The 23,521-nt window shown below is 72.2% G+C and carries 20 protein-coding genes; 10 read left to right on the forward strand and 10 right to left on the reverse strand.

Annotation, left to right across the window (positions count from 1 at the left end):
- Nucleotides 1–17: 17 nt before the first annotated feature.
- The 3 genes from AB0M54_RS06270 to AB0M54_RS06280 all read right to left on the reverse strand — a co-directional run bounded on the left by AB0M54_RS06270 (nucleotide 18) and on the right by AB0M54_RS06280 (nucleotide 3,764).
- Nucleotides 18–1,736 (reverse strand): FAD-dependent monooxygenase, encoded by a 1,719-nt coding sequence (locus AB0M54_RS06270; protein ID WP_364320159.1) that lies wholly within the window; start codon nucleotides 1,734–1,736, stop codon nucleotides 18–20.
- Between the two features lie 4 nt (nucleotides 1,737–1,740).
- Nucleotides 1,741–2,088, reverse strand: a complete 348-nt coding sequence (locus AB0M54_RS06275; RefSeq protein WP_364320161.1) for a putative quinol monooxygenase — start codon at nucleotides 2,086–2,088, stop codon at nucleotides 1,741–1,743.
- A gap of 62 nt (nucleotides 2,089–2,150) precedes the next feature.
- The gene (locus tag AB0M54_RS06280) at nucleotides 2,151–3,764 is read right to left on the reverse strand and encodes a methyl-accepting chemotaxis protein (RefSeq protein ID WP_364469460.1); all 1,614 of its coding nucleotides are present in this window, start codon (nucleotides 3,762–3,764) and stop codon (nucleotides 2,151–2,153) included.
- Nucleotides 3,765–3,890: 126 nt separating this feature from the next.
- On the opposite strand from AB0M54_RS06280, the gene AB0M54_RS06285 reads away from it, so the two are divergent.
- Nucleotides 3,891–4,910, forward strand: a complete 1,020-nt coding sequence (locus AB0M54_RS06285; protein ID WP_364469462.1) for an aminotransferase class V-fold PLP-dependent enzyme — start codon at nucleotides 3,891–3,893, stop codon at nucleotides 4,908–4,910.
- Nucleotides 4,911–5,242: 332 nt separating this feature from the next.
- On the opposite strand, the gene AB0M54_RS06290 is transcribed toward AB0M54_RS06285, so the two are convergent.
- From AB0M54_RS06290 to AB0M54_RS06300, 3 genes are all read right to left on the reverse strand, one after another.
- Nucleotides 5,243–6,169: a polysaccharide deacetylase family protein gene (locus AB0M54_RS06290; protein ID WP_364320167.1), complete on the reverse strand. Its 927-nt coding sequence runs from the start codon at nucleotides 6,167–6,169 to the stop codon at nucleotides 5,243–5,245.
- 73 nt (nucleotides 6,170–6,242) lie between these two features.
- Nucleotides 6,243–7,964: a bifunctional diguanylate cyclase/phosphodiesterase gene (locus AB0M54_RS06295; protein WP_364320169.1), complete on the reverse strand. Its 1,722-nt coding sequence runs from the start codon at nucleotides 7,962–7,964 to the stop codon at nucleotides 6,243–6,245.
- A 241-nt stretch (nucleotides 7,965–8,205) separates the two neighbouring features.
- Complete coding sequence (locus AB0M54_RS06300) at nucleotides 8,206–9,000, reverse strand: SAM-dependent methyltransferase (protein WP_364469464.1); 795 nt, start codon at nucleotides 8,998–9,000, stop codon at nucleotides 8,206–8,208.
- A 1,070-nt stretch (nucleotides 9,001–10,070) separates the two neighbouring features.
- Between AB0M54_RS06300 and AB0M54_RS06305 the strand changes: the two genes are divergently transcribed.
- Nucleotides 10,071–11,972: an acyl-CoA dehydrogenase family protein gene (locus AB0M54_RS06305; protein WP_364469466.1), complete on the forward strand. Its 1,902-nt coding sequence runs from the start codon at nucleotides 10,071–10,073 to the stop codon at nucleotides 11,970–11,972.
- 245 nt (nucleotides 11,973–12,217) lie between these two features.
- Nucleotides 12,218–13,579: an IS4 family transposase gene (locus AB0M54_RS06310; RefSeq protein WP_364469468.1), complete on the forward strand. Its 1,362-nt coding sequence runs from the start codon at nucleotides 12,218–12,220 to the stop codon at nucleotides 13,577–13,579.
- Between the two features lie 47 nt (nucleotides 13,580–13,626).
- On the opposite strand, the gene AB0M54_RS06315 is transcribed toward AB0M54_RS06310, so the two are convergent.
- A complete protein-coding gene (locus AB0M54_RS06315; protein WP_364469470.1) occupies nucleotides 13,627–14,286 on the reverse strand; it encodes an HAD family hydrolase in 660 nt (219 codons plus the stop codon).
- Nucleotides 14,287–14,357: 71 nt separating this feature from the next.
- Here AB0M54_RS06315 and AB0M54_RS06320 point away from each other — a divergent pair, with 71 nt between their 5' ends.
- Nucleotides 14,358–14,684, forward strand: coding sequence for a hypothetical protein (locus AB0M54_RS06320; protein ID WP_364320177.1), 327 nt, complete (start codon nucleotides 14,358–14,360; stop codon nucleotides 14,682–14,684).
- Here the strand turns inward: AB0M54_RS06320 and AB0M54_RS06325 are convergent.
- Nucleotides 14,681–15,724, reverse strand: coding sequence for a CaiB/BaiF CoA-transferase family protein (locus AB0M54_RS06325; protein WP_364320179.1), 1,044 nt, complete (start codon nucleotides 15,722–15,724; stop codon nucleotides 14,681–14,683). The two genes, AB0M54_RS06320 and AB0M54_RS06325, sit on opposite strands and share 4 nt — an antisense overlap.
- Before the next feature lie 183 nt (nucleotides 15,725–15,907).
- Here AB0M54_RS06325 and AB0M54_RS06330 point away from each other — a divergent pair, with 183 nt between their 5' ends.
- Genes AB0M54_RS06330 through AB0M54_RS06355 form a run of 6 tightly spaced genes read left to right on the forward strand, consistent with a single transcriptional unit; the run spans nucleotide 15,908 to nucleotide 22,023 of the window.
- A complete protein-coding gene (locus AB0M54_RS06330; RefSeq protein WP_364469472.1) occupies nucleotides 15,908–18,163 on the forward strand; it encodes a hypothetical protein in 2,256 nt (751 codons plus the stop codon).
- Complete coding sequence (locus tag AB0M54_RS06335) at nucleotides 18,160–19,305, forward strand: hypothetical protein (RefSeq protein WP_364320183.1); 1,146 nt, start codon at nucleotides 18,160–18,162, stop codon at nucleotides 19,303–19,305. The genes AB0M54_RS06330 and AB0M54_RS06335 overlap by 4 nt, the downstream gene beginning before the upstream one ends.
- A gap of 4 nt (nucleotides 19,306–19,309) precedes the next feature.
- A complete protein-coding gene (locus tag AB0M54_RS06340) occupies nucleotides 19,310–20,107 on the forward strand; it encodes a hypothetical protein (protein WP_364469474.1) in 798 nt (265 codons plus the stop codon).
- A complete protein-coding gene (locus tag AB0M54_RS06345) occupies nucleotides 20,083–20,523 on the forward strand; it encodes a hypothetical protein (RefSeq protein WP_364469477.1) in 441 nt (146 codons plus the stop codon). Before AB0M54_RS06340 ends, AB0M54_RS06345 begins: the two co-directional genes overlap by 25 nt.
- 10 nt (nucleotides 20,524–20,533) lie before the next feature.
- Complete coding sequence (locus AB0M54_RS06350) at nucleotides 20,534–20,911, forward strand: hypothetical protein (protein WP_364469480.1); 378 nt, start codon at nucleotides 20,534–20,536, stop codon at nucleotides 20,909–20,911.
- Nucleotides 20,908–22,023, forward strand: a complete 1,116-nt coding sequence (locus AB0M54_RS06355) for a caspase family protein (protein ID WP_364469482.1) — start codon at nucleotides 20,908–20,910, stop codon at nucleotides 22,021–22,023. The genes AB0M54_RS06350 and AB0M54_RS06355 overlap by 4 nt, the downstream gene beginning before the upstream one ends.
- Here the strand turns inward: AB0M54_RS06355 and AB0M54_RS06360 are convergent.
- On the reverse strand, nucleotides 22,013–22,501 hold the full coding sequence (locus tag AB0M54_RS06360; protein WP_364469484.1) for a hypothetical protein: 489 nt from the start codon (nucleotides 22,499–22,501) through the stop codon (nucleotides 22,013–22,015). The two genes, AB0M54_RS06355 and AB0M54_RS06360, sit on opposite strands and share 11 nt — an antisense overlap.
- 7 nt (nucleotides 22,502–22,508) lie before the next feature.
- On the reverse strand, nucleotides 22,509–23,372 hold the full coding sequence (locus AB0M54_RS06365; protein ID WP_364469486.1) for a M48 family metallopeptidase: 864 nt from the start codon (nucleotides 23,370–23,372) through the stop codon (nucleotides 22,509–22,511).
- Between the last annotated feature and the right edge of the window lie 149 nt (nucleotides 23,373–23,521).

Below are 23,521 nucleotides of genomic sequence, written 5' to 3' on the forward strand. Positions count from 1 at the left end.
GCCTCAGGAGAACCCGATCAGGCGGGCACCTCCCGGTCGATCGGGGACGGGATGCGGGCGAGGAAGGCGCGGCAGGCGTCGACGTCGAGCTCGTCGCAGCGCCACGCCACGTAGCCGTCCGGGCGGATGACGTACAGCGCCTGCGCGGTTCCGGTCCGCAGGCCGTACGCGTCGAAGACCTGGACCGCGTCGACCAGCTCGACCCGCTCGTCGGCGCGGCAGGCGACGCGGGCGACGATGTGTGCGGGAAGGCCGGCCAGCTCGGCGGTGAGCCGGGTGACGGCCGCGTCGTCGAGCGGCTGGCGGGACAACGCGATCACCCGCAGCCGGTAGCCGGCCAGCAGGTCGAACATCTGGCGGCCGGTGCGGATCCGGGCGTCCGGCGCGCGCTGCCCGGCCCACGGACCGTCCAGCGAGTGGAGAAGCTCGTTGACCGCGTACGGGCCGGGCCGGTACGCCAAGCCGATCTGTGACAGCCGGCGGAACGCCTTGCGGTGCGGCAGCGGCGCCGCCGACATCCGGCCGATCAGGAACGGGCCGGCCCGGTCGCGCAGGCGGGCCCGCCAGCCGTGCAGGCCGGCGGCCACCCGGAAGAGCCGGTCGGTGAACCGGAGCAGGTCGACGCCGACCGGGTGCCGCTCGTCGTGGTAGCTGTCCAGCAGGTCGTCGCCGGCGCCGCGCAGGGCGGCCGCGAGCTTCCAGGCCAGGTTGGCCGCGTCCTGCAGGCCGGTGTTCATGCCTTGGCCGCCGGCGGGGGAGTGGATGTGCGCGGCGTCGCCGACCAGGAAGCCACGACCGGCCCGGTAGCGGCCGGCCTGGCGCAGATGCGCCTGGTAGCGGGTGGTCCACACCGGCTCGGACAGCGTCACCGGCACGTTCATCGCCTCGCGCAAGGCCTGCTCGATCGCCTCGAGGGTGTCCTCGCCGCCGTGGTCGGTGGTCATCACCCGGGACCGGTTCGCGCCGTCCAGCGGCAGGAACAGGCCGATGCGCTCGCCGTTCATGAAGATGCGGAAGCTGGTGTGGTCGAACGGCCACTCCACCCGGCAGTCGGCGAGCAGGAAACGCTGGGCGTACCCCTCGCCGGTGAAGCCGAGGCCGAGCTGCTTGCGGACCACGCTGTGCGAGCCGTCCGCCCCGACGATGTAGCGGCAGGTCAGGTCGCCCGTGCTGAGCCGGGCCCGGACGCCGGTGGCGGTCTGTTCGAACGAGTCGAGCCGCGTGTTCCGCTCCACGGTCAGCCCGTGCCGCGCCAGGTCGGCCAGCAGGATCTGCTCGACCTCGCTCTGCGGCGCCATCAGGATGAACTGGTACGGGGTGTCCGCGGCGCGGGCCCGGTCGAAGTCGAGCCCGCCGGCGTACCGGCCCCTCAGGTGGAACTTGATGCCGGTGTCGATCACGCCGTGGGTGAGCAGCTCGTCGGCCAGTCCCAGTGAGCGGAACAGCTCGATGGTGCGGGCCTGCACGGCGAACGCGCGCGACTCGGTGGAGGGCCCGGCGTTGGCGTCGATGATGCGTACGGGCACGCCCTGCCGCAGCAGCAGCGCCGCGGTCATCAGCCCGCTGGGCCCGGCGCCGACCACCAGCACCTCGCCGTCCTGCTGTTCACCGGCCGGTGGCCGGGTGTCCGGGTGGCGGACGCCGAGGCGGGGCAAGGGCTTTCCGCGCAGACGCGCCCACGCCCGCCGGCCGAACGCCAGCGTCAGCGTGATCAGGGCGAGGACGACCAGACCCATGCGATCACCCCGGCAGTTCGCTGGACATACGCAGGAACTGCTGGCGCAGCGGGCCCTCGACCAGCGGCCGCATGGCACGGATGAAATCCTGCGTGTACGGCTGGGCGACGTGCCGTTCCAGGTCCTTCCTGGACCGGAACATCTCGTAGATGACGAACAGCCGCCGGTCGGCCCGATCCCGATGCACGTGGAACTCGATCGCGCCCTCCTCGGCGCGCAGCGGCTCCACCAGCGCCAGGATCAGCGCCTCGACCTCGTTCTCGAGGCCCGGCTTCGCGCGGGCGAAACCCAGATGGGTGTACGGGCCGGTCTCGTCCGCGTCCGGCTCCGGTAGTTCAGGTCGGTCCACCATCACGTCAGTGTCGGGCCGGCGACCCGTCCGGCACGATGCCGAGTCCCGCTGAGCGGTACCGGTTACCGATAGCGGAAGGCGCCGACCAGGGACCGCAGCTCGGCCGAGGCTCGGCTCAGCGTCTCGGCGGTGGCGCTGGTGCTGGCCGCCGCGGTGGTGGTGCGCTGGGCGGTGCCGGCCACCCCGCCGATGCTCGCGGCGATCTCACCGGCGCCGACCGCGGTCTCGCCCACGTTGCGGCTCAGCTCGCTGGTCGTGGCGGTCTGCTCCTCGATGGCCGACGCGATGGTCAGCTGCGCGTGGTTGATCTCGCCGACCACCTCGCTGATCTGATCGATGGCCCGGACCGCCGCCTCGCTGCCCGACCGGATCGCCTCCACCTGCCGGGCGATCGACTCGGTGGCCGACGCGGTCTGCTGGGCCAGGTCCTTCACCTCACCCGCGACGACGGCGAAACCCTTGCCGGCGTCGCCGGCGCGGGCCGCCTCGATGGTCGCGTTCAGGGCCAGCAGGTTGGTCTGCGCGGCGATGGCGGTGATCAGCTGCACGACCGACTGGATCTCGTCCGAGGCGGCGCCCAGCCGGCCGATCGTCTGCCCGGCCTCGGCCGACGCCCGGACGCTGCTCTCCACCGTCGCGGACGCCTGGCCGGCGCTGCGGGCGATCTCGCCGATCGACGCGTTCATCTGCTCGGCCGCCGCGGCCATCGTCGACACGATCGCCGAGACCTCCTCGGCGCTGCTGCTCACCTGCCCGGCCTGGACGCTGGTCTGCTCGGCGCCGTCGGCGAGGTCGGCGCTGACCGTACGCAGCTGGTCGGCCGCCGCCGAGACCTCCTCGGCCCGCGCGCCCACGTCCCCGACCAGCTTCTGCATCCGGTCGGCGAAGCGGTTGAAACCGGCGGCGGCGTCCGCGACCTCGTCCCGGGCCCGGTCGGTGATCCGCTGGGTCAGGTCGCCGTCGCCGTCCGCGATCTCGGCCAGCCGCCGGTTGAGGGCGCCGAGCGGCCGGACCACCGACCGGGCCAGCAGGACGGCCAGCGCGACGCCGATCAGCAGCGCGGTCAGCCCGGCGACGACGATGATCGTGACCGAGCGGCCGGCCGCCGCCTCGGCCTCGGCCACCGCCGCCTCGGCCTCGGTGTCGATCGCCCCGACGACCGCCTCGATCTCTCGCGCGATGTCGTTGAACAGCACGATCTCGTCGCCCATGACCAGGTCGCCGGCGGTCTGGCGGCCCGCCGGCGTGCCCGCGCGGTAGCCGTCGGCGATCTGCTGGTCGAGGCTCATGAACCGCTCGAACGTGGCCCGGGCGGCGGTGACGCCCCGCCGCTCGGCCTCGGTGAGCCGGCCGTGCTGCTCCAGGTCGGTGAGCTCGGCCCGGAAGGCCGCGGCCGAGGTGAGGAAGGCCTTGCGGCTGGTGGCCGAGTCGGTGGTCGCGTCCTTGATGCCGCGTACGGCGTCGAAGGCGTACGCGGTCTGCCAGCCGTTGAAGTCGGCGGCCCGGAACTTGACCTGCCCGGCCAGCCGGGTCGTCTCCCGGTAGTCGCCGACCGTCGCCGTGGCCCGCCGCAGCGCGAAGATCGCCGCGACGCCGACCGCCCCGATGCCACCGAGCAGCACGAGCAGGATGAGCATGGTCGCGGTCAGGCGGGCGCTGATTCGGAGCCTTCGCACGCCTTGATTGTGCCGAATTAACCGGCTATTAACAGCCGGTTCCGCGGGTCCGGTGTGACTCCGGCGACAGCCAGTGCCGCTGACTGGCTCTCCCGCCCCCGGCGGCCCGATGGAAAACTCGATCGCGTGGACATCTCCTGGAACGCCGAGCCCGGCTATCTGAACACGGCGAGCTTCGGGCTCCCGCCGCAACCCGGCTGGGACGCGCTGCAGGAAGCGCTGGCCGAGTGGCGGGCCGGCGCGATCAGCTGGGAAGGGTGGGGCGCGGCGACCGAGGCGGCCCGGGCCGCCTTCGCCCGCATCGTCGGCGTGCCGGTGGCCGATGTCACGGTCGGCTCACAGGTGTCCCAGGTGCTCGCGCCGGTCGCCGCCGGGCTGCCGGACGGCGCCCGGGTGGTGGTGCCCGACATCGAGTTCACCTCCAACCTCTTCCCGTGGCTGGTGCAGGGCGACCGGCTCGAGGTGACCACGGTGCCGGTCGACCGGCTGGTCGACACCGTCGCCCGCGGCTGCGACGTGGTGGCCTTCTCACTGGTGCAGTCGGCGACCGGCGAGGTCGCCGACTACGCGGGCATCGTGGCGGCGGCCCGGTCGGTCGAGGCGATGGTGGTCGTCGACGCCTCGCAGGGGTGCGGGTGGCTGCCGTTCGACGCGTCCCTGGCCGACGTGGTGGCGGTCGGTGGTTACAAGTGGCTGATGAACCCGCGCGGCACGGCCTACGCCTACCTGAACCCGGCGGTACGCGAAACGCTCCGTCCGATCGCCGCGGGCTGGTACGCGGGGGCCGACGTGCACAACTCGTACTACGGCCCCGAGATGCGCCTGGCCACCGACGCGCGCCGGTTCGACGTCTCGCCGGCCTGGTTCAGCTGGGTCGGCGCCGCCCCCGCGCTCGCCGCCGTCGAGCAGATCGGCGTCCAGAACATCCACGACCACAACGTGGCCCTGGCCAACCGCTTCCTGGCCGGGCTCGGGCGCGAGCCCGGCACCAGCGCCATCGTCACGGTCGACGCCCCCGGCGCGGCAGACCGCCTGACCGCCGCCGGCGTCCGGGCCGCGGTGCGGGCCGGCCGCGTCCGCGCGTCCTTCCACATCTACTCCACCGAGGCCGACGTGGATCTCGCCGTGGCGGCCCTGACCGGCTGATCGCCGTGCGAGGCTGGGCCGGTGTCCCGCCCGCGCCTCGCGTGGCTCGCCGTGCTGCTCGGCGCGGCCCTCGTCCTCTGGGTGCCACGCTCGTCTTCCTGACCGCCGCGGCCGAGGCCACCCAGCAGGTCTCCCTCTGAGAGCCGATGTCGCGGCGGGGCTGTGTGGGTGGCGGGACGATGTGGGATCGCGCAAGAGGGTGAGTGGGCACGGGCGTGGAGGCGTAGCCGGAGGCGAGCCGACCCTCGGCGGGAGCTGCGGTCCGAACCACCCTCCCAGCTACGACCTCCAGCTCTTGATCCTTCGACCCTGCGACGGGCCCCCAGTCCCGCCTAGAGAGCCGGCTTGCGGTCGAGGGCGACGAAGCGCAGGCCGCGCGCCTTGAGGGCCGGGATCACCGTGGACAGCGCGGTGTAGGTCTGTGAGCGATCGCCGCCGCCGTCGTGGCAGAGCAGGATCTGGCCGGGCTTGGCGGCCATCAGCCGGCGCCGGATGTGGGCGACGCCCGGCTTGGCCCAGTCGCGGGGGTCGTCGCTCCAGTCCAGCGCGATCAGGCCCTGCTTGGCCGACGCGCCGAGCAGGGCCGGCGACCAGTCCCCGCCGGGCGACCGGAACAGCGTGGTGTCCAGGCCCGTCACGTCGTGGATCTTCTCCTGGGCCCGGCTCAGCTCGCGCCGCATCACCCGGCCGCTCTTGGTGCCCAGGTGGGTGGGGTGGCTCCAGGTGTGGTTGGCCAGGTGGTGGCCGTCGCGGACCACGTCCTTGGCGACCGTCTCGTGGCCGAGGACCTGGTTGCCGATCATGCAGAAGGTCGCGGGCACGTGGTGCTTGGCCAGCAGCCCCAGGATCTTCGGCGTCCAGACCGGATGTGGCCCGTCGTCGATGGTCAGCGCGATGACGTCGGACGGGAAGGCCGGGCCGCCGACCGAGCGGTGGTAGTCGGCGATCGTGTTGACCGGCTTCTTGAGCACCGGCATGGCGGGCGTCCGCGGCTTGGCCGGCCCCGGGGAACGCCGGGGCGGGGCCGACGGCCGGGGCTTCGTGGTGGCGCGGGCCCGCACCTCGGGCGGGGTGGCGGCCGAGGCCGACCCGCCCAGGGCGAACGCTCCCGCCGCGACGGCGCCGGCCCCGAGCAGCCGCCGCCGCGTCATCCTTGCCCGCTCGTCCACGCCGCCGAGCACCCGCCGGGCCGCTTCCACCCGCCCGTCAGCAGCGTCGAGGAGCCGCCGGACAACCCGCGCACCATCGTCGTCACTCACGAGGGGGCAAGCTACCAAAGGGCTCCAAATGCCCCGGCCCGTTCGGGGTTATTGCGACATCAACGACGATCGGTCACTCGCCCGGCGCCGATCCCGCGATCTCCTCGTAGTCGTCGGAGTTCTTCTCCAGGAAGCCCTCGGCGGCCTGGGGCCGGCCGAGGTGGAAGCCCTGGCCGAGGCGGTAGCCCAGGTGGCTGAGCAGGTCCTTCTGCGCCGCGGTCTCGATGCCCTCGGCGACCACGGTGAGGTCCAGGCGCTGGAACAGGCCCAGCAGATGCCGCAGCACCCCGAGCGCCGAGCGGGTGCCCGAGGCGAGGTCGCCGATGAATCGCCGGTCGAGTTTGGCGCAGGTGATCGGCAGCCGGGTGAGGGCGCCGACGTTGGCGAACCCGGTGCCGAAGTCGTCGAGGGCGATGCCGACACCCAGGCGGGCCACGTCCCGCAGGACGTGTTCGTAGCGTTCGACGGCCGCGCTCTCGGTGATCTCCAGCTGCAGGCTGTCGGCGGGCAGACCGGTCGACCGGAGGACGCCCGCGATGGTCGCGGTCAGACCCGGATCGGCCAGCTGGTGCGGCGAGACGTTGACGCTCATCAGCAGCGGCGCGCCGGCCGCCCGCCACGCGACCGCCTGCCGGCAGGCCTGCTCCAGGACGGCGGCGCCGAGGCGGTGGATCGTCCCGTTCTGCTCGGCCGGCGCGATGAACTCGTGCGGCCCGAGCAGCCGGTCGCCCCGCTGCCACCGGGCCAGGGCCTCGGCGCCGACCACGCGACCGGTGCCCAGGTCGACGATCGGCTGGTAGTGGCACACGAACTCGCCGCCGGCCAGGGCGTCCGGGATGGCCGCGGCGGTGTTCCGGCGGCGGAGGTCGGCGGCGGCCCGGTCCGGGTCGAAGACGGCCCGCTCGGTCCCGTCCTGCCGCGCCCAGCCCAGGGCGTGGCGGGCGTTCCGGATCCACCGGCGCGGGTCGGTGCCGGCCGCCGCCCCCTCGAACAGCCCGTCGACGATCGGGAGGGGGCCGGTGACCGCACGCCGCGCCTGGTCGGCCGCCTTGACCAGATCGTCCAGCGACCCGGTGGCGGTGACGACGGCGAACAGGTCGTCGCCCAGATGCGCCGCGAAGTGACCGTGTTCGGCCGCGAGCCGGTCCAGCCGCGCCCCGATGCCCGCCAGCAGGTCGTCGAGGGCGTCACCGTGCGCGTCGGACAGCCGGCCGAAGTCGCCGATGCTGAGCAGGCACACCCCGAGCCGCCCCGAGGCGCCGGCCGCGGCGATCCGCTCGGCGAGGTGGGCGTGCAGGAAGGCGCGGTTCGGCAGGTGCGAGTACGGATCGTGCAGCTGCTGGTGGCGCAGGCGCTCCTGCTGCTCGGCGAAGACCTTCCGCCAGTGCAGCTTCTCGGCCCCGTTCAGCGTCTCGGCGGCGCGGACCGCGGCCGTGCGTTGCGCGCTGCTGGCGCCCGCGGCGAGCTGACCCAGCACGCCCGGGATACCGTCCCGGGCCGCTTCCGGGACCAGCCGGGGCAGCCACTCCGCGAGCAACGTGACCGTGGCGCCGATCGCCGCCGGCGACCCCATCCGCAGCTCGACCAGCCGCACCCCGACCGCGTGCCCCGCCGCCGGATCGGGGTCCGCCGCCCGCAGAATCGCCAGCACCTCGTGCAGCAGACGTTCGAGGTCGGCCCGGGTGCGCGCGCGGCCCGCGGGCAGGAACCCCACGGCGGCGACCGCGGCCGTCCACCGGCGGGCGGTCTCCGAGACGTCGGCCGACGGCAATGATGTGGCATCGCGGTCGGCCATGGCGGCGGTCCCTTCGGTCGGCCGCCTCACGGGCCGAGGGGGCGAGGACATCCGACCATGATGGATAGGAGGACGCCACCGCAGCCCCGGACGCCCGGATCGGCGTTCATCGCCCCGGCAGCCAGCGGCCGACGTGCGCCTTCGCGGCCCCCGCCGCGCCCCGGCGGGTGACCGTTTGGGCACCATCAGTAAATTGCGGCAGGTCATGTCACCCCGAGTGGGTGACAGGGCCCGGGGCCGGTCAGCGCTTTCGTGCCACCGCGCCCAGCCCCGTCGGCGTCCGCGGATCGTCGGCGTCCTCCGGATCCGCGAACCAGTCGGACACCGCCGTCACGCCCGGCTCGAGGATCTCGAACCCCGGCCCGATCATCGCCGCGACCTCCTCGGCCGACCGGATCGTCGCCGGGGTGGGCGTGTTCTCGTACAGCTTCACCACCCGCGCCTGCTCCTCCTGCCCCGCCGGCGTCGGATCGTGTCCCAGATGCGACAGCACCAGGTAGCTGTCCTTGACCAGCGCGTCACCGATCTTCGCGATGATCTCGGCGGGCTTGGCGGCGTCCGGCACGAAGTGCCACACCGCGACGGTCAGCACCGCCAGCGGCTGGGCGAAGTCGAGCAGGTCGAGCACGTCCGGGTGGTAGATGACCGACTCGGGCCGGCGCAGATCACCCTCGATCACCCGGGCCCGCGGATTGCCCCGCAGCAGGCTGCGACTCTGCTCGACCGCGATCGGGTCGATGTCGACGTACATCACCTTCGCCTCGGGGTTGGCCTCCTGGGCCACCTCGTGCACGTTGCCGATCGTCGGGATCCCGGACCCGATGTCGAGGAACTGGGTGACTCCCGCGCTCGTGAGCCACCGGACCGCCCGCCCGAGAAACGCCCGGTTGGCCCGAGCCAGCACTTCCGCGCTGGGCATCAGCTTCTTGGCCCGCTCCCAGAACTCCCGATCCACCTCGAGGTGATGATCACCGCCAAGCGCATAGTCATAGATCCGCGCCGCATGCGGGACGGTGATGTCCACGTTGCCAGGCACCCAATCAGGCTTCGTCACCGCGACCCCCGGATATCTCACTCAATCGGGCAGTGCCGATCATCCTATGTGTCCGCTCCCCGTATCCCGCGCTTCATCGCAACCGCGTGCACCACGAGCGAAACGCCCACTATAGTCACGAGACTAGATGTCATCCAGGCCACAAGGTCAAGAGCTTGATGTCGTGCGTGGGTGGTGCTGACCGTCGCTCCCGGCGCCGAGGCCGGGCGCGCGGCTCCAAGGCCGTGACCGGCCAGAACAGAGCCGCACACCCTTCATTCTGCGCGAGTGGTCACCCTCCGGGCGCTCCGCGCCCAAACCCCTCGCGGTGGCCTGGCCCTTGCGGCGGCCCGGCCTTGCGACCGCCCTGCCCTTGCCCTGGGAGCGGCTGCCTCTGCTGACGCCCGGCCGCTTCGACCGCCCTGCTCCCTGCGGCCGCTTTGGCGTCCCGTGCCCTCGCCCCCTCTGCGACCGCCTCACGCCTCACCCCTCCGTGGGTCCTTTGCTCTGAGCGCATATAGGCACCACTCAGATGCGGGCAACATCCGGATACCGCCACCATCGAACTGGTGCCTATACGCGCTCAGAGCAAAGGAGCGCGCGAGCAAGAGAGCGGGCCGAAACTCGAGGGCAGGACTTCGGTTGGGATTGCGGTCGGAACGCGGAGGGTGATGAGGCGCCGGTGATGCCGGCGCGGCTCGGCGGGCGGTGGGCGGTGCGTGGTGTGTGGAGCGGCGGGTGGTGGGCAGCAGGCAGTGGGTGGAGCGCGGTGGGCGGAGCGCCACGCGCCCGCGCCTCGCAACCCGCGACCCGCGACCGCGCCCCGCGCCTCGCAACCCGCGACCCGCGACCGCGCCCCGCGCCTCGCAACCCGCGCCCCGCGCCTCGCAACCCGCGCCCCGCGCCTCGCAACCCGCGACCGCGCCTCGCGGCCTGCGCTCGGGTGGGCGGTGGGCAGAGCGCGGTGGTGTGGTTGGAAAGATGGGGCGGCGGGGATCGTCAAGGGCGCTACTCGCGAGTAGCGTGACGTTGGCGGGGTAAGTAAGCAGTCCTCCGAGCGAGGAGGTAGAGCCGTGACCACCAACGTCTCCGAGAAGCAGGCCCGGCAGGTGGCGGAGGCCGCCCGCGAGGCCGAGTGGCGTAAGCCCAGCTTCGGCAAGGAACTCTTTCTCGGCCGGTTCCGGCTCGACCTGATCGACCCCTGGCCGTCGGCCGAAGCGCGGCCCGACGCCGAGGACTTCCTGGGGCGGCTGCGTGATTATGCCCGCGACGAGATCGACGGCGCTCAGATCGAGCGGGACGCCCGGATCCCGGATGAGGTCTTTCACGGTCTGGCGCGGCTGGGCGCCTTCGGGATGAAGATCGATCGGGAGTACGGCGGGCTCGGCCTCTCGAATCTGCACTACTGCAAGGCGCTGACGCTGGTCGGGTCGGCCAACCCGTCGATCGGGGCGTTGCTGTCGGCGCATCAGTCGATCGGCGTACCGCAGCCTCTCAAGATTTTCGGCACTCCCGAGCAGAAGAAGAAGTTCCTGCCCCGGCTGGCCGGCGGCGAGGTGTCCGCGTTCCTGCTGACCGAGCCCGATGTCGGCTCCGATCCGGCCCGGCTGGGCACCGTCGCGGAGCCGGTCGAGGGTGGCTTCCGGCTCAACGGTGTGAAGCTGTGGGCGACCAACGGCACCGTGGCGACGCTGCTGGTGGTGATGGCCCGGGTGCCGGGGAAGGGGATCACCGCGTTCGTGGTGGAGGGTGACGCCGAGGGCATCACGGTGGAGCGGCGCAACGAGTTTCTCGGGCTGCGCGGGCTGGAGAACAGCGTCACCCGGTTTCATGACGTGTTCGTGCCGTCGGAGAATGTGATCGGCGGGCTGGGCAAGGGGCTCAAGATCGCGCTGACCACGCTGAACACGGGGCGGCTGTCGTTGCCGGCGATGTGTGTGGGCGCGGGCAAGTGGTCGCTCAATGTCGCCCGGGAGTGGTCGGCCGACCGGGTTCAGTGGGGGCGTCCGGTCGGGCAGCACGAGGCGGTCGCGAAGAAGTTGTCGTTCATCGCGGCGACGACCTACGCGATGGAGTCCATGTTGGACCTGTGCTGCCTGATCGCCGACGACGACCGCAACGATATCCGCATCGAGGCCGCCCTGGTGAAGCTGTTCGCCAGCGAGATGGCCTGGCAGGTGGCGGACGAGCTGATCCAGATCCGGGGCGGCCGGGGCTTCGAGAAGGCCGACTCGCTGGAGGCGCGCGGCGAGCGGTCCGCCGAGGCCGAGCAGATCCTGCGCGACCTGCGGATCAACCGCATCTTCGAGGGCTCCACCGAGATCATGCACCTGCTCATCGCCCGCGAGGCGGTGGACGCGCACCTGTCGGTGGCCGGCGACATCATCGACCCCGAGGCCGGCCTCGGCCGCAAGGCCCGCGCGGGGGCCCGGGCCGGGGCGTTCTATGCGAAGTGGCTGCCCACGCTGGCGGTGGGGCGCGGTCAGGCCCCCAACGGGTACGCCGAGTTCGGCCCGCTGGCCGGCCACCTGCGGTACGTCGAGCGCGCCGCCCGTAAGCAGGCCCGGTCGACGTTCTACGCGATGTCCCGCTGGCAGGGCAAGATGGAGCGCAAGCAGGGCTTCCTGGGCCGCATCGTGGACATCGGGGCCGAGCTGTTCGCGATGTCGGCGGTGTGCGTACGCGCCCGGGCCGAGCGCGACCTGCACCCGGAGGGCCTGGAACTGGCCGACGCCTTCTGCCGCCAGGCCCGCCTGCGCGCCGACGCGCTGTTCGCGGCCCTGTGGGACAACACCGACGACATCGACGTGCGGGTCGCCAAGCGTGCCATGGCCGGCCGCTACGCGTTCGTCGAGGACGGCATCATCACCCATCCGAGCGAGCACGCCTGGGTCGCGGCCTGGGAGCCCGGCCCGGCCACGGTGAAAGACGTCCGCCGCCGCATCCCGCCCGCCCAGGAAAAAGACGCGCCCTAGCTCGGGCGGGCCAGGGGAGGCGCGCCCTAGCTGGGGTTGGGCCAGGGGAGGCGCGCCCTAGCTGGGGTTGGGCCAGGGGAGGCGCGCCCTAGCTGCAATGCCGGGTAGTTAAGCGCGGCGATGGTTCGTCAAGTGGGCGTGTTGGTGGTGAGGTAGGCAGCGGGACTCCGGTAGAGAGGTACGTCCGCCAAAGACATGCCTTACCGCCGGGAGTCCCGCTGTTGGTTCAGTCTGTCATTACGCGTGTGGTTCGGGTCGCGGCCGGCCCGTTCGCGCCGGGTCATCTGGGTGAGCTGACTCAGCAGGTGCCGTTCGAGATGATCGATACGGTCCTGGCCCAGACCTGCTGTGTTCAGCGTCGGGTTCGGGATCTGCCCTCGCGGGTGGTGGTGTATCTGCTGCTCGGTGGTTGTTTGTTCGCCGGGCTCGGGTATCGGCAGGTGTGGCAGCGTCTGGTCGCTGGTCTCGAAGGGCTGGCGGTTGCGGATCCGAGCGAGGCCGCGTTTTCCCAGGCCCGCCGACGTCTTGGCCCGCAGCCGTTGCGGGCGTTGTTCGATCTGCTGCGGGGCCCGGCGGCGAGTATGGCGGGACCGGTGCGCTGGCGGGGTCTGCTGGTCTGCGCGATCGACGGCACGACGTTGTTCGTCGCTGACAGCGCGGCGAACCTGGCCCGGTTCAGTAAACAGCGCGGGGGCCGCACCGGTGGGTCGAGCTATCCGATGGTGCGGCTGGTCACGATCATGGCGTGTGGCACCCGGTCGGTGATGGACGCCGTGTTCGGGCCGATCACCTCCGGTGAGACCACCTATGCCAAGGACCTCCTCGCCCGGTTACCCGCTGGTGTTCTGCTGCTGGCCGACCGCAACTTCGCCGCCGGACACCTACTGAAGATCGTGACCGACTGTCAGGCGCATCTACTGGTCCGGGCCAAAACCGGTCGCGGCGCCCCGAAACTGCCGGTGCTGCACCGGTGTCCCGATGGTTCCTACCGGTCGGTGTTCGGCGGCCAAAGCGTCCGGGTCATCGACGCCGAGATCCGCATCGCCACCAAGACCGGCACGGTCGCCGGCGTCTACCGGCTGATCACCACCCTGCTCGACACGGACACCTATCCCGCCACCGCGATCTTGCGGCTGTATCACGAACGATGGGAGATCGAGACCGCCTACCTGGAGATCAAATCCAGCATCCTCGGCGGCCGGGTGCTACGCGCCCGGACCCCGGCCGGCGTCGATCAAGAAATCCACGCCCTGTTGGTCACTTATCAGATCCTGCGCACCGCGATGACCGACGCGACCAACAGCGAACCAGGAGTGGACCCCGATCGAGCAAGCTTCTCCATCGCCCTGCACGCCGCCCGTGACCAGGTCGTCCACGCCACCGGCGTCATCGCCGACACCGTCATCGACCTGGTCGGCAAGATCGGCCGCCTCGTCCTGGACGATCTACTGCCCGAACGGCGTCTACGCGTCAACGCCCGCACCGTCAAACGAGCCATCTCCAAATACAACGCCCGCGGCCCGAATATCGACCGCCGCACCTACACGGCCACCATCAGCCTCAACATCCTCGCTGGACCCGCCTTGACGACCAGCCTGGACCCTTAACTACCCGGCATTGGCCCTAGCTGGGGTTGGGCCAGGGGAGGCGCACCCTAGCTCGGGCGGGCCAGGGGAGTGTCGTCGAGGGCGTCGCGGAGGTCGATCAGGGAGTCGAAGACCCGGGCGGCGCCGGCCTCGGTGAGTTCCTCGACCGAGAAGCCGCCCGTGCGGACGGCCAGGGTCGGCACGCCGAGTTTGCCGGCGGCGACGCAGTCCCAGGTCGAGTCGCCGATCATGACGCCGGTGGCGCCGTCGACCCGGCCGAGCGCCGACCGGACCAGGTCGGGCTCGGGCTTGCTGTGGTCGGCGTCCTCGGAGGTGGTCCAGGCGTCGGCGACCGAGCGGCCGTCGATCAGGTCGAGGTAGTGCTCGACGTGCGGCTTCTTGCCGGAGGAGGCGAGCACGACGCGGAAGCCACGGGACTTGACCTCGGCCAGCAGGTCTCGCGCGCCGTCGAACGGGCGTACCTCGTCGATCATCTTGTCGAACTCGGTCTTCCAGGCGTCCTCGAGGGCGTCGCCGTGCCGGTCCCGCGCGGCCTGGCCGGCCACGGCGGGGATGAGCTGGTCACCGCCCATGCCGATGGCGCGGTGGATGCGCCATAGGGGGCGGGTGATGTCGAACCGCCGGAACGCCCGGTACCAGGCGATGGCGTGGTGGTAGTTGGTGTCGATGAGGGTGCCGTCGACGTCGAAGATCGCGGTATCGGCCACGCGGCAGGCGTACCCGCCGGGTGGGTTTTCTAACGCGTTTGACCGGTGGCGGCGGGGGCATTTCGGGTGGCATGACTGACGAGCAGCGCAAGGCGGAGCAGGAGATCGGGCGCGGGGAGTACGGCGCGGGCGCGTTCGACGAGCCGAGCACCTATCGGCCGGAGAAGGGCGACGACGACCCCGGCCTGTCCAGCACGCTGGCCGCCGGCACCGACACCGAGCAGCTCCGCGACGGCGGGCCGCACGAGACGCCCGGCGTGGCCACCACGACCGGCGGGACGGCGGGCCCGAACAGCTTCCCGCGGCGTCCCCGCACCGGCCCCGGCGTCGCCAACCCGACCCCGGGCGACGCGACCACCGGCGACTGGGAGCCGCCGGCCGACGAGCCGATTCGCTAGGCCTCCCAGCCCGCGATCACATCGTCGAGGTCGGCCACGACGGGTGGCTGAGGTGACGCGGCGGGAGTGCGGCTGAAGCGCGGGGCGGGCGCCGGCCGCACCTCGCCGCCGACCTCGACGAATGTTCCGCGCGCCCGGTTGTGCGGGTGCGCGGGCGCTTCGGCCGGCGACAGGACCGGCGTCACGCAGGCGTCGCGGCCGGCGAAGATCAAGGACCATTCGTCCCGGGTACGCTCCGCGAACCGCGCCGCGATCCGCTGTCGCAACATCGGCCAGCCCCCCGGATCATGCTGCGCGGGCAGATCGTCGTCGCCGTCGAGGCCCAGCCCGGCGAGCAGTTCCGCGTAGAACGGCGGCTCCAGCGCCCCGACGGCCATGAACCCGCCGCCGGCCGTGGCGTACGTGTCGTAGAACGGCGCCGTCCCGTCGAGCAGGCCGGCGGCGGGGAACTCGTGCACGAACGTGGTGAGCAGCGCCGACCCGTCCACCATGGCCGCGTCGATCACCTGCCCGGCGCCCGACCGTCCGCGTTCCAGCAGGGCGGCGAGCACCCCCACGGCCAGCACCATCCCGCCGCCGGCGAAGTCGGCGAGCAGGTTGAGCGGGGCGTGCGGCCGTTCCCCTTCAGGCTGGAGCGGGGCCAGGGCGCCGGCCAGCGCGAGGTAGTCGATGTCGTGCCCGGCGCGCGCCGCCAGCGGACCGTCCTGCCCCCAGCCGGTCAGCCGCGCGTACACCAGCCTGGGGTTGCGCCGCCGGCAGACGTCGGGGCCGCAGCCGAGCCGCTCGGCGACCCCCGGCCGGTAGCCCTCGACCAGCACGTCGGCGTGGTCGGCCAGGCTGAGCAGCCCGTCGATGCCGGCCGGCGTCTTGAGATCGAGCGTGACGACCCGGCGGCCGCGGCGCAGCAGCGCCGGTTGTGTCGTTCCGGGGCGATCGACCAGGACGACGTCCGCGCCCAGATCGGCCAGCACCATACAGCCGAACGGCCCGGGCGCCAAACCGGCCAGCTCGACCACGCGTACTCCATTCAGGGGACCCATCCCTCCAGTTTTACCCCCGTCCCGGTGCAAATTGCACGGTGAATTGTCGGCGATTCATTCATCTGAGTTTTCCCGGGCGCGTACGGATCAATTTCGAATGGTCAGGTAATTGACCGTCCGCAGGAACCGGTTGATCTTTTCTTCGCCGATACCATGGCTGCGATTCGAACCGAGGATGGCGCCATGAATGACATCAACGACCGCATTTCCGCCGTCCTGGCCGATCGCCGCCGGCTGCTGCCCGGTGTCGATCGCGAGATCGCGGCCTGGGAGCGGGTCCGCGATCGGCTCGGTGACCTGGGCGGGGCGCTGGCCGCGGTCCGCGACGGTCCGGACAGCACGCCGGCCGGTCTCGACGAGATCGATCTGCCCGCCTCCGGGCGCCGGGTCGCCGAGGTGCTCGCCGCGCTGGCCGCGGTGCGGGCCCGGGTCAGCCGGCAGACGCTGAACATCGGGGTCAGCGGCCGCGCCCGCAACGGCAAGAGCACCCTGCTCCAGTCGATGACCGGCCTGACCGACGAGCAGATCCCGGCCGGCGCGGGCCTGCCGGTGACCGCCGTGCGGAGCCGCATCTCGCACTCGTTCGCCCAGCGCGAGGCCGTGCTGACCATGCACTCGGAGAGCTCGTTCTGCGAGGAGGTGCTGAGCGGCTACCACGAGGAGCTGAAGCTGCCGTCGCCGCCGCGCACCATCCAGGAGTTCGCCGTTCAGCGCTATCCCGCCACCAGCGCCGAGCTCGGCGTCGATCCGGACAGCCGCCCGAAGGCCGGCCCGATGCTGGTCCGGCTGCGCGAGATGCAGGAGTCGGTGGAGTCCTTCCGGGGCTGGCTGACCGGCGACACGCACCGGGTGGAACTCGAGGACCTGCGCGGCTGGGTGGCCTACCCGCCGCCCGGCGACAGCCGGCCGGACCGCCGCTACCTGGCCGTGCGCGACGCGCGGATCCTCTGCCGGTTCCCGGTGGACGAGGTGAACGACCTCGAACTGCGCGACATGCCGGGGCTGGGCGAGCTGACCGCCGGCGCCGAGCAACACCACCTGAGCGGCCTGAAGAACGACGTCGACTTCGTGCTGATCGTCAAGCGGCCGTCCGAGACGAACGCGGCCTGGTTCGCCGAGGACGCGGCCGGCCTGGGGCTGATCATCCGCGCCGCCGGCGCGGTGACCGTGCAGGACTTCGTGGCCATCCTGGTCAACGAGGGCGGCTGCCCGCCGGGCAACGTGGAGGCGCTGCTGACCGACATCAGCAAGCGGGTCAACGAGGGCGGCGGCGGATCGGCGTACCGGACCATCGTCGCCGACGCCGCCGATCCCGGTGCGGTCCGCGAGAAGGTGCTCGTGCCGGTGCTCGGCCACCTGGCCGAGGCGCTGCCCCGGATGGACCGCATGGCCGTCGACCACGCCGTGGAGCTGAGCTCGGCGCTGCGCGGCCAGTTGCTCGCCGAGGCCAAGGCGCTGCAGGGCGCGCTGCGGTCGGTGATGACGCCGAACGCGGTGGAGCAGCTGCTCCAGCGGGCGAAGCAGCTGCGCGCCGAGCTGGCCGTGTCGATCCAGGCCTGGGTCGCTCAGCTGCGGGGCCGGGCGGCCGAGAACTACGAGGACGACGAGTTCTTCCGCCGCGTGGAGAGCCTGCAGAACAGTGTCCGGGAGTGGGCGGTCGAGGGCTTCCACGACGGTGTCGACGGGTGGCGGACGCGGGCGCTGAACCAGATGCTGGTCGACGACGCCTCGCTGGCCTTCGCCACCCGGGAGCTCAACGACATCCGCAACGAGGTGGCCCGGCGGCTCAGCACGATCGACGAGCTGCTCAACGAGCGCCGCGACGAGTTCTGGGCCGGGCTGGTGGCCGCGCTCGGCCCCCGGCTGGCGCCGGTCGCCGAGGGCGCCCCGCCGGGCGACGCGCTGCGCGACCTGGCCGTCCGGCTCCAGGAGGCGCCCGAGCCCTGCCCGGAACTGGCCGGCTCGCTGGAGTTCGTGCTCGACCTGCGGCTCGACTACCGCACCCGGGTGCTGCCGCGGATGCGTACCGTGCTCAACGGTCTGCGGCCCGAGCCCGACGGCCAGGACCCGGTGCAGATGGCGGCCCTGCTGACCGTCCCGCGTACGCCGGACGGGGCGGGCGAGCTGTTCACCCGGCTGTCGCACCTGGTCCGGCAGGCGGCCCACGAGGCCGGTGGGATCCTCGCCGAGGAACCGGCCATCGCCGCGCAGGTGCTGCTGGCCTACGCCGAGCAGTTCGAGGACGCGTTCATCCGGTCGGCCGGCTCCGAGGCCGAGTTCCGCCGGATGGCCGAGGCCTTCCGCGACGAGCTGTGGCCCGGCCGCCCGGAGGGACCCGCGCTGGCCACCGCCCGGGTGCAACACCTGCGCAGCGTGCTGCGCGACCTGGTCGCCGCCCTGGACACCACCGCCGTCAGGCAGGAGAGGAACACCAGATGAATCCGTCCTTCAAGGCGGCGGTCGTCGGTCCCAGCCGGGTCGGCAAGACCACGCTGCTGACGGCCATCCTCGCCGAGACCGAGCGGCTGCTCGCCGGCAGCCCGGTGGCGATCACCCCGGACGAGAAGACCGCGAACCGGGTGCGCGCCAACCGTCGCCAGCTCCGCGGCGCCCTGGAGGCCGGCGAGTTCAACGCGGCCGCGCTCAAGGGCACCCAGGAGAAGTCCGAGTACACGCTGATGCTCCAGTCGGCCGGCGACGACACCATCGACATCCCGTTCAGCATCCTCGACTTCCCCGGCGGCTGGCTCGATCCGGCGGTCCGGGAGTCCAGCTCGCGCGCGGCGACCGACTGGGCCAGGTGCGAGGCGCACATCCGCGAGAGCGTGATGCTGCTGGTGCCGATCGACTCGGCGGTGCTGATGGAGGCGGTCACCCCGCCCCAGCGGCGCGCGGTGCCCGACCTGCTGGCCTTCGAGGATGTCGAGGCGGTGGCCCGGAAGTGGGCGATGACCCGGAACATGGAGGAGTACCGGGACGAGCCCGCGGTGCTGGTGCTGGCGCCGATCAAGTGTGAGAAGTACTTCGGCGACAACGGCGGTCACGGCCGGGACGCCGACCGGCTCAAGCAGAAGGTCCGCGAGAAGTACGGCACGCTGCTCGAGATCGTCGCCGCCGAGGCGCAGGACCGCGACGTCCGGGTCCTCTACGCGCCGATCGACACGTACGGCTGCGTCGAGCTGATGGAGGCGCACTGGCCGGCCAACCCGGTGCTCGACCATCTGGACTTCGAGGCGCACTACCGGTTCCGGGGAAACCCGCCGCGCATCGCGGTGAAGGCGGCCGCCACCATCATGCAGGAGCTGTGCCGCTGCGTGATGTCCGGCTGGGACACGGTGCAGAAGCAGGAGATCGACGAGTACCAGGGCGCCTACCAGCAGCTCCTGGCCCGCAAGGTGGAGGCCAAGGGCTTCCGTCGCGCGCTGACGTTCTACCTGGGCGGCGAGGCCCGGCGGAACCGGCTGGCCCGCGCGGCCAACCAGGCGCAGATCGCCGCCGGGGAGCGCCGCCGGCTCCAGCTCCAGGAGGCCGTCGAGAAGCTGGCGACCACCCCGTACGACCGCCGGGTCGAGGAATGGTGACGCCGTGAAGACCTATCTGATGACCCGGGGAACGGCCCGGGCCAACGACTACCAGTTCATCGGCGACGAGCCGGCCGACCGCTGGTGGGCCCCGGTGGCCGACCAGGTCCTGATGGAGGAGGCGGAGCTGATCGTCGCCGGGCGCGACGGCCGGCTCTGCTTCCTGCTCTCCGGCGTGCCGTCGGCCCGGCGCGACGTCATCGGCACCGAGGTGCGCTACACCGTGGTGGTCGAGGACGTCGCCGCCGACCTCGACGTGGCCCGGAAACTGCTCACCGCCGGCCTGACCGACGCCGGCCGGGCCCGGTTCGGCGAGCTGCTGGACAAGTCGTTCGGCGGCACGGTGGTCGACGAGATCCTCGGCGGCGCCGCCCGGGCCGACGTGCCCGAGCTGGTCGGCGCGGCGCTGCGGGAGCTGCCCGGGACGCCGGCCCCGGCGGACGGGGACGACGGCCCGCGCTCGTGGGCCGGGCCGTGGGAGAAGCCGGACGCGCTCGACACCTTCCGGCGCCGGGTGGAGCGGCTGGCCGCCGGCGGCGACGGGTACGCCTTCACGACCCACCTGCTCTCCACCCTGAAAGGCGCGGAGGCGGCGAACGCGGCGGTGCCGGACGACGTGGCCATCCTGCTCGTCGACGGCACCGTGGACCGGGTGACCGAGCTGGGAAAAGCCGGCCCCGGCCCGGGGCCGGGCCCAGGACCGGCGCCGGGCCGTCGGGTCACTCTCGTGATCGGGGGCCTGGTGATGGCCGCCGGGGCCTTGATCTGGGTGCTCTGGTGGATAGCACGCCGGCTGTTCTGACCGATGAGCCGTTCGAGGTGGTGCTCGGGTTCGGCGGCACGGTGTGGAAGGGCGAGCTCGACTTCGACGGCGCCGACCTGATCGGCTGGCTGACCGAGCAGGCCGGCGAACGCCGGGCGGCCGCCTCGGTGGCCGCCCGGGAGTTCCACCTCTACGACCGGGCGGGCGGCGTCGAGGTGGAGATCGGCCGGGTCCTCGGCCGGGTCAGCGACTCCGCGCAGCGCGTGGCGCACTCCGTGGGCGGGCGATTCAACATGATCCTCGGCGGTATCGGCCGGCTCTCGTGCGACTTCCGCGACGACCGGGTGACGTCGGCCCGGTTGCTCCGTCCGGGCGGCTCACTGCAGAAGGCCTGGCTCACCATGCCGGAGCTGCTCGTACACCTCACCCGCGCGTTCCGGCGGGTCGACGACTGAGGAAGAGACGATGACCATCACGCTCACCATCAAGCCCGGCACCGACAGGTACGACCCGGAGAGCGACGCCTGGGCCGACCAGGAACAGGAGCTCTTCGACGAGCTGCATCGCGAGGTCGGCGGCGTCCGGCGGGACGCCACCCCCGGCGCGGGCGAGAAGGGCGTGGTCGAGACGGTGCTGATCGCGCTGGCCGGGGCGGGCGCGTTCAACGGCGCCTTCGAATGCCTGCGGGCCTGGATCGCCCGGGACCGGACCCGCCGGGTCGAGATCAGCTACACCGTCGACGGCCGCGCCGAGAGCTTCGTGCTCAGCGGCCACGGCATCGACAGCGCCGAGTACGACCGGCTGGTCAAGTTCGCGATGGCGCGCCTGGAGAAGCAGGAATGACCGACTACCGGTACCGGGCCGTGCTGGCCGCCAACTGGCACTTCCCCGAGGACGCCAACCTGACCGACCTGAACGGCCCCCGGCACGACGTCGAGCAGGTGCGCCGGACGCTGACCGCCGAGCCGGCCGGCCTCTTCCGGCCGGAGGACGTCACCACGGTCACCGACCGGCAGGCCCACGAGATCTGCGGCGCCATGGAACGGCTGCTGGGCGACGCCGGCAGCAAGGACGTCGTCCTGCTCTACTACAGCGGTCACGGATTCACCGACCGATGGGGATCGCTGCGGCTGGCCGGGCGCGGGTCGGTCCTCGGCCGGGTGGCCGGGGCGCTGGGCACCGAGGAGATCAGCCAGCTGATCGCGCGCACCGCCGCCGCGGCGACCATCGTGCTGCTGGACTGCTGCCACGCCGGCGCCTTCAAGGGCGGCGACCTCACCACCGAGCTGGGCGGCAAGGGCCGGTTCGTGCTGGCCGCCAGCAGCGCGAAACAGCGGGCCCCGGACGCGGCCGAGCCGGGCGGGATGAGCCCGTTCACCGACTATCTGGTCCGCGGCATGCGCGGCGAGGCCGCCCCGCCCGGCACCGCGTTCATCAACGTGGTCGACCTCTACCAGTTCGTGAACCGCGCGATGGAGGCGGACGGTCACATCCGTCCGCAGTGGAGGGCCGACGGCCAGGGCGGGCCGAACCTGGCCCGGGTGCCCGGGCCGCCACCGGCCCGGCGGACGGTGCTCGACGTTCTCCGGGACCACGCTGACGCCGTACCCGGCATGGTGATCGAACCCGCGGGCCGGAGCCGGACCGAACGCAGGGTCCGCAAGCTGGGCGGCGTCTCCGACCGGGAGAGCACGATGGCCGTGGTGCAGCTGCCCGGCGCCGCCGCGGTCCTGTTCACCGACCTCGCGGTGTACTGGCTGACCGCGGAGCGCGGCGTGACGGCGGCCATGGCGTACCCCGGGCTGCCGGCCCGCCGGTTCTCGGCCGTGATGACGCCGGGCGTCGGGCCGACCCACGTCGACCTGGGCGACGGCATCGCGCAGTACGCCGGTCCGGCCGCCGGGGCGCTGGCCACCCTGCTCGGCGACCTCGGGAGGGTCCCGGTCAGCCGGTGACCAGGGCGCCGCCGCACTCGGTGCAGAACCGGCCGCCGCCGTGTGGGGCGTCGCAGTGCGGGCAGATCGAAGGGGCCGGCGCCGGCGCCCCGGACAGCGCCTTCTCAATCACCGCGAGCGCCTCGTCGTCGACCTTGGCCGAGCGGATCGCGCCCCAGATCTGGGTGACCAGGATCGGCCAGAAGATCAGCATCGACACCACCGTGGGCAGCGCCTGCTGGCCCAGGATGCCGACCCCGGCCCGGGCCAGGACGCTGCCCGGTTCGGGCTCCAGGCGTACCTTGAGTGCGGTCCGCATCCCGGAGACCGTACGGAACACCCCGGTCCGGGTGATGTCGACGTCCCACGCCCCGGCGCCGGTCTCGGCCGAGGCGACCGTGTAACCCTTGCCCCGGAAGTGTTCGGCCGTCCGGTCGACGACCGGGCGCAGGTCGGTGACGTCCGTCCAGAACCGGCGCTCGCTCTTGAAGACCCCCATCGCCGCCTCACCCCGCCGGCATCGCGGCGACGGCCAGGGCGCCACCACAGACCTGGCAGTGCCGCCACTGTTCCTGGATCCGGTGGCCACACATCCCGCACCGGGGCGCGGTGCGCACGTAGCCGGCCAGCTCGGCCAGCTTCTCGAACCGCGGCGTCGTCGCCCAGCCCTCGATCTCACGGACCCGGACCGCGAGCAGCGGGTGGGTCGACGCCTGCCCGACCTGCCACTGCAGGAAGCGGTCCCAGCGCGACTCGCGCAGCGCCTCGTACTCCAGGGCCTGGGCGCTGAACTGGCCGGCGTCGTGGGTGTAGGGCGAGTCGTGCCGCAGGCCGGCGAAGCGGAACATGACGCGGCGGATCGGGTCGGGGTCACCCATGTAGGCGGCCGCGGCCCGGTCGGCCGACAGCTCGCTCTTGCGGCTCCAGTTGCTGAGCGAGATCCGCAACGGCCCGGCCACGACCTTCAGCAGGGCCGAGGCGAACGGGATGCCGGCCGAGCCGCCGAGGCTCACCGCCAGCTCGATCACCTGGGCCATCGAGTGGTAGAGCATGTGCTCGCACAGGATGTGGCCGCATTCGTGGGCCAGCACCGCCTCGACCTCGTCGAGGGAGAGATGATCGAGCAACTGGCTGTAGATCGTGATCGAGGTCCGGGTGTGCCCGATCGTGAAGGCGTTCACCGGGCCCATCGTCAGGAACAGTTCCGGCTCCTCGATGCCGAAGGCCTCGCAGATCGGCGGCAGCAATCGGTAGACCTCAGGTATCTGGCGCGGTCCCAGGCGCAGATTCTCGGCCAGCTGGGAGCTGCGGACCAGGCGTTCGCTGTACGCCTTGTGATATGCCTTGACCGCGCCCTGCAAGCCATTCATGGATTCGAGATTGCGCCGCGCGGCCTCGTCGACCGGATGAACCACGTCACTTGCCGTGAATGTCGCCATGCCGCTCGCCTCCTATTGCGGTGAGGAGGATACGCGCGCAATTCTTGATCGATTTGTCTCTGACGTATTCCCGACGGAGT

The organism is Actinoplanes sp. NPDC051470 (assembly GCF_040682035.1).
In the GTDB taxonomy this organism is placed as follows: Bacteria; Actinomycetota; Actinomycetes; order Mycobacteriales; family Micromonosporaceae; genus Actinoplanes.

What these genes read in the sequence shown, in the direction of transcription:
- AB0M54_RS06355 (WP_364469482.1), top strand. Translation starts at nt 20,908, where the DNA reads ATGACCGACTACCGGTACCGGGCCGTGCTGGCCGCCAACTGGCACTTC.
- AB0M54_RS06275 (WP_364320161.1), bottom strand. Translation starts at nt 2,088, where the DNA reads ATGGTGGACCGACCTGAACTACCGGAGCCGGACGCGGACGAGACCGGC.
- AB0M54_RS06365 (WP_364469486.1), bottom strand. Translation starts at nt 23,372, where the DNA reads ATGAATGGCTTGCAGGGCGCGGTCAAGGCATATCACAAGGCGTACAGC.
- AB0M54_RS06270 (WP_364320159.1), bottom strand. Translation starts at nt 1,736, where the DNA reads ATGGGTCTGGTCGTCCTCGCCCTGATCACGCTGACGCTGGCGTTCGGC.
- AB0M54_RS06320 (WP_364320177.1), top strand. Translation starts at nt 14,358, where the DNA reads ATGACTGACGAGCAGCGCAAGGCGGAGCAGGAGATCGGGCGCGGGGAG.
- AB0M54_RS06350 (WP_364469480.1), top strand. Translation starts at nt 20,534, where the DNA reads ATGACCATCACGCTCACCATCAAGCCCGGCACCGACAGGTACGACCCG.
- AB0M54_RS06360 (WP_364469484.1), bottom strand. Translation starts at nt 22,501, where the DNA reads ATGGGGGTCTTCAAGAGCGAGCGCCGGTTCTGGACGGACGTCACCGAC.
- AB0M54_RS06330 (WP_364469472.1), top strand. Translation starts at nt 15,908, where the DNA reads ATGAATGACATCAACGACCGCATTTCCGCCGTCCTGGCCGATCGCCGC.
- AB0M54_RS06335 (WP_364320183.1), top strand. Translation starts at nt 18,160, where the DNA reads ATGAATCCGTCCTTCAAGGCGGCGGTCGTCGGTCCCAGCCGGGTCGGC.
- AB0M54_RS06295 (WP_364320169.1), bottom strand. Translation starts at nt 7,964, where the DNA reads ATGGCCGACCGCGATGCCACATCATTGCCGTCGGCCGACGTCTCGGAG.
- AB0M54_RS06325 (WP_364320179.1), bottom strand. Translation starts at nt 15,724, where the DNA reads ATGGGTCCCCTGAATGGAGTACGCGTGGTCGAGCTGGCCGGTTTGGCG.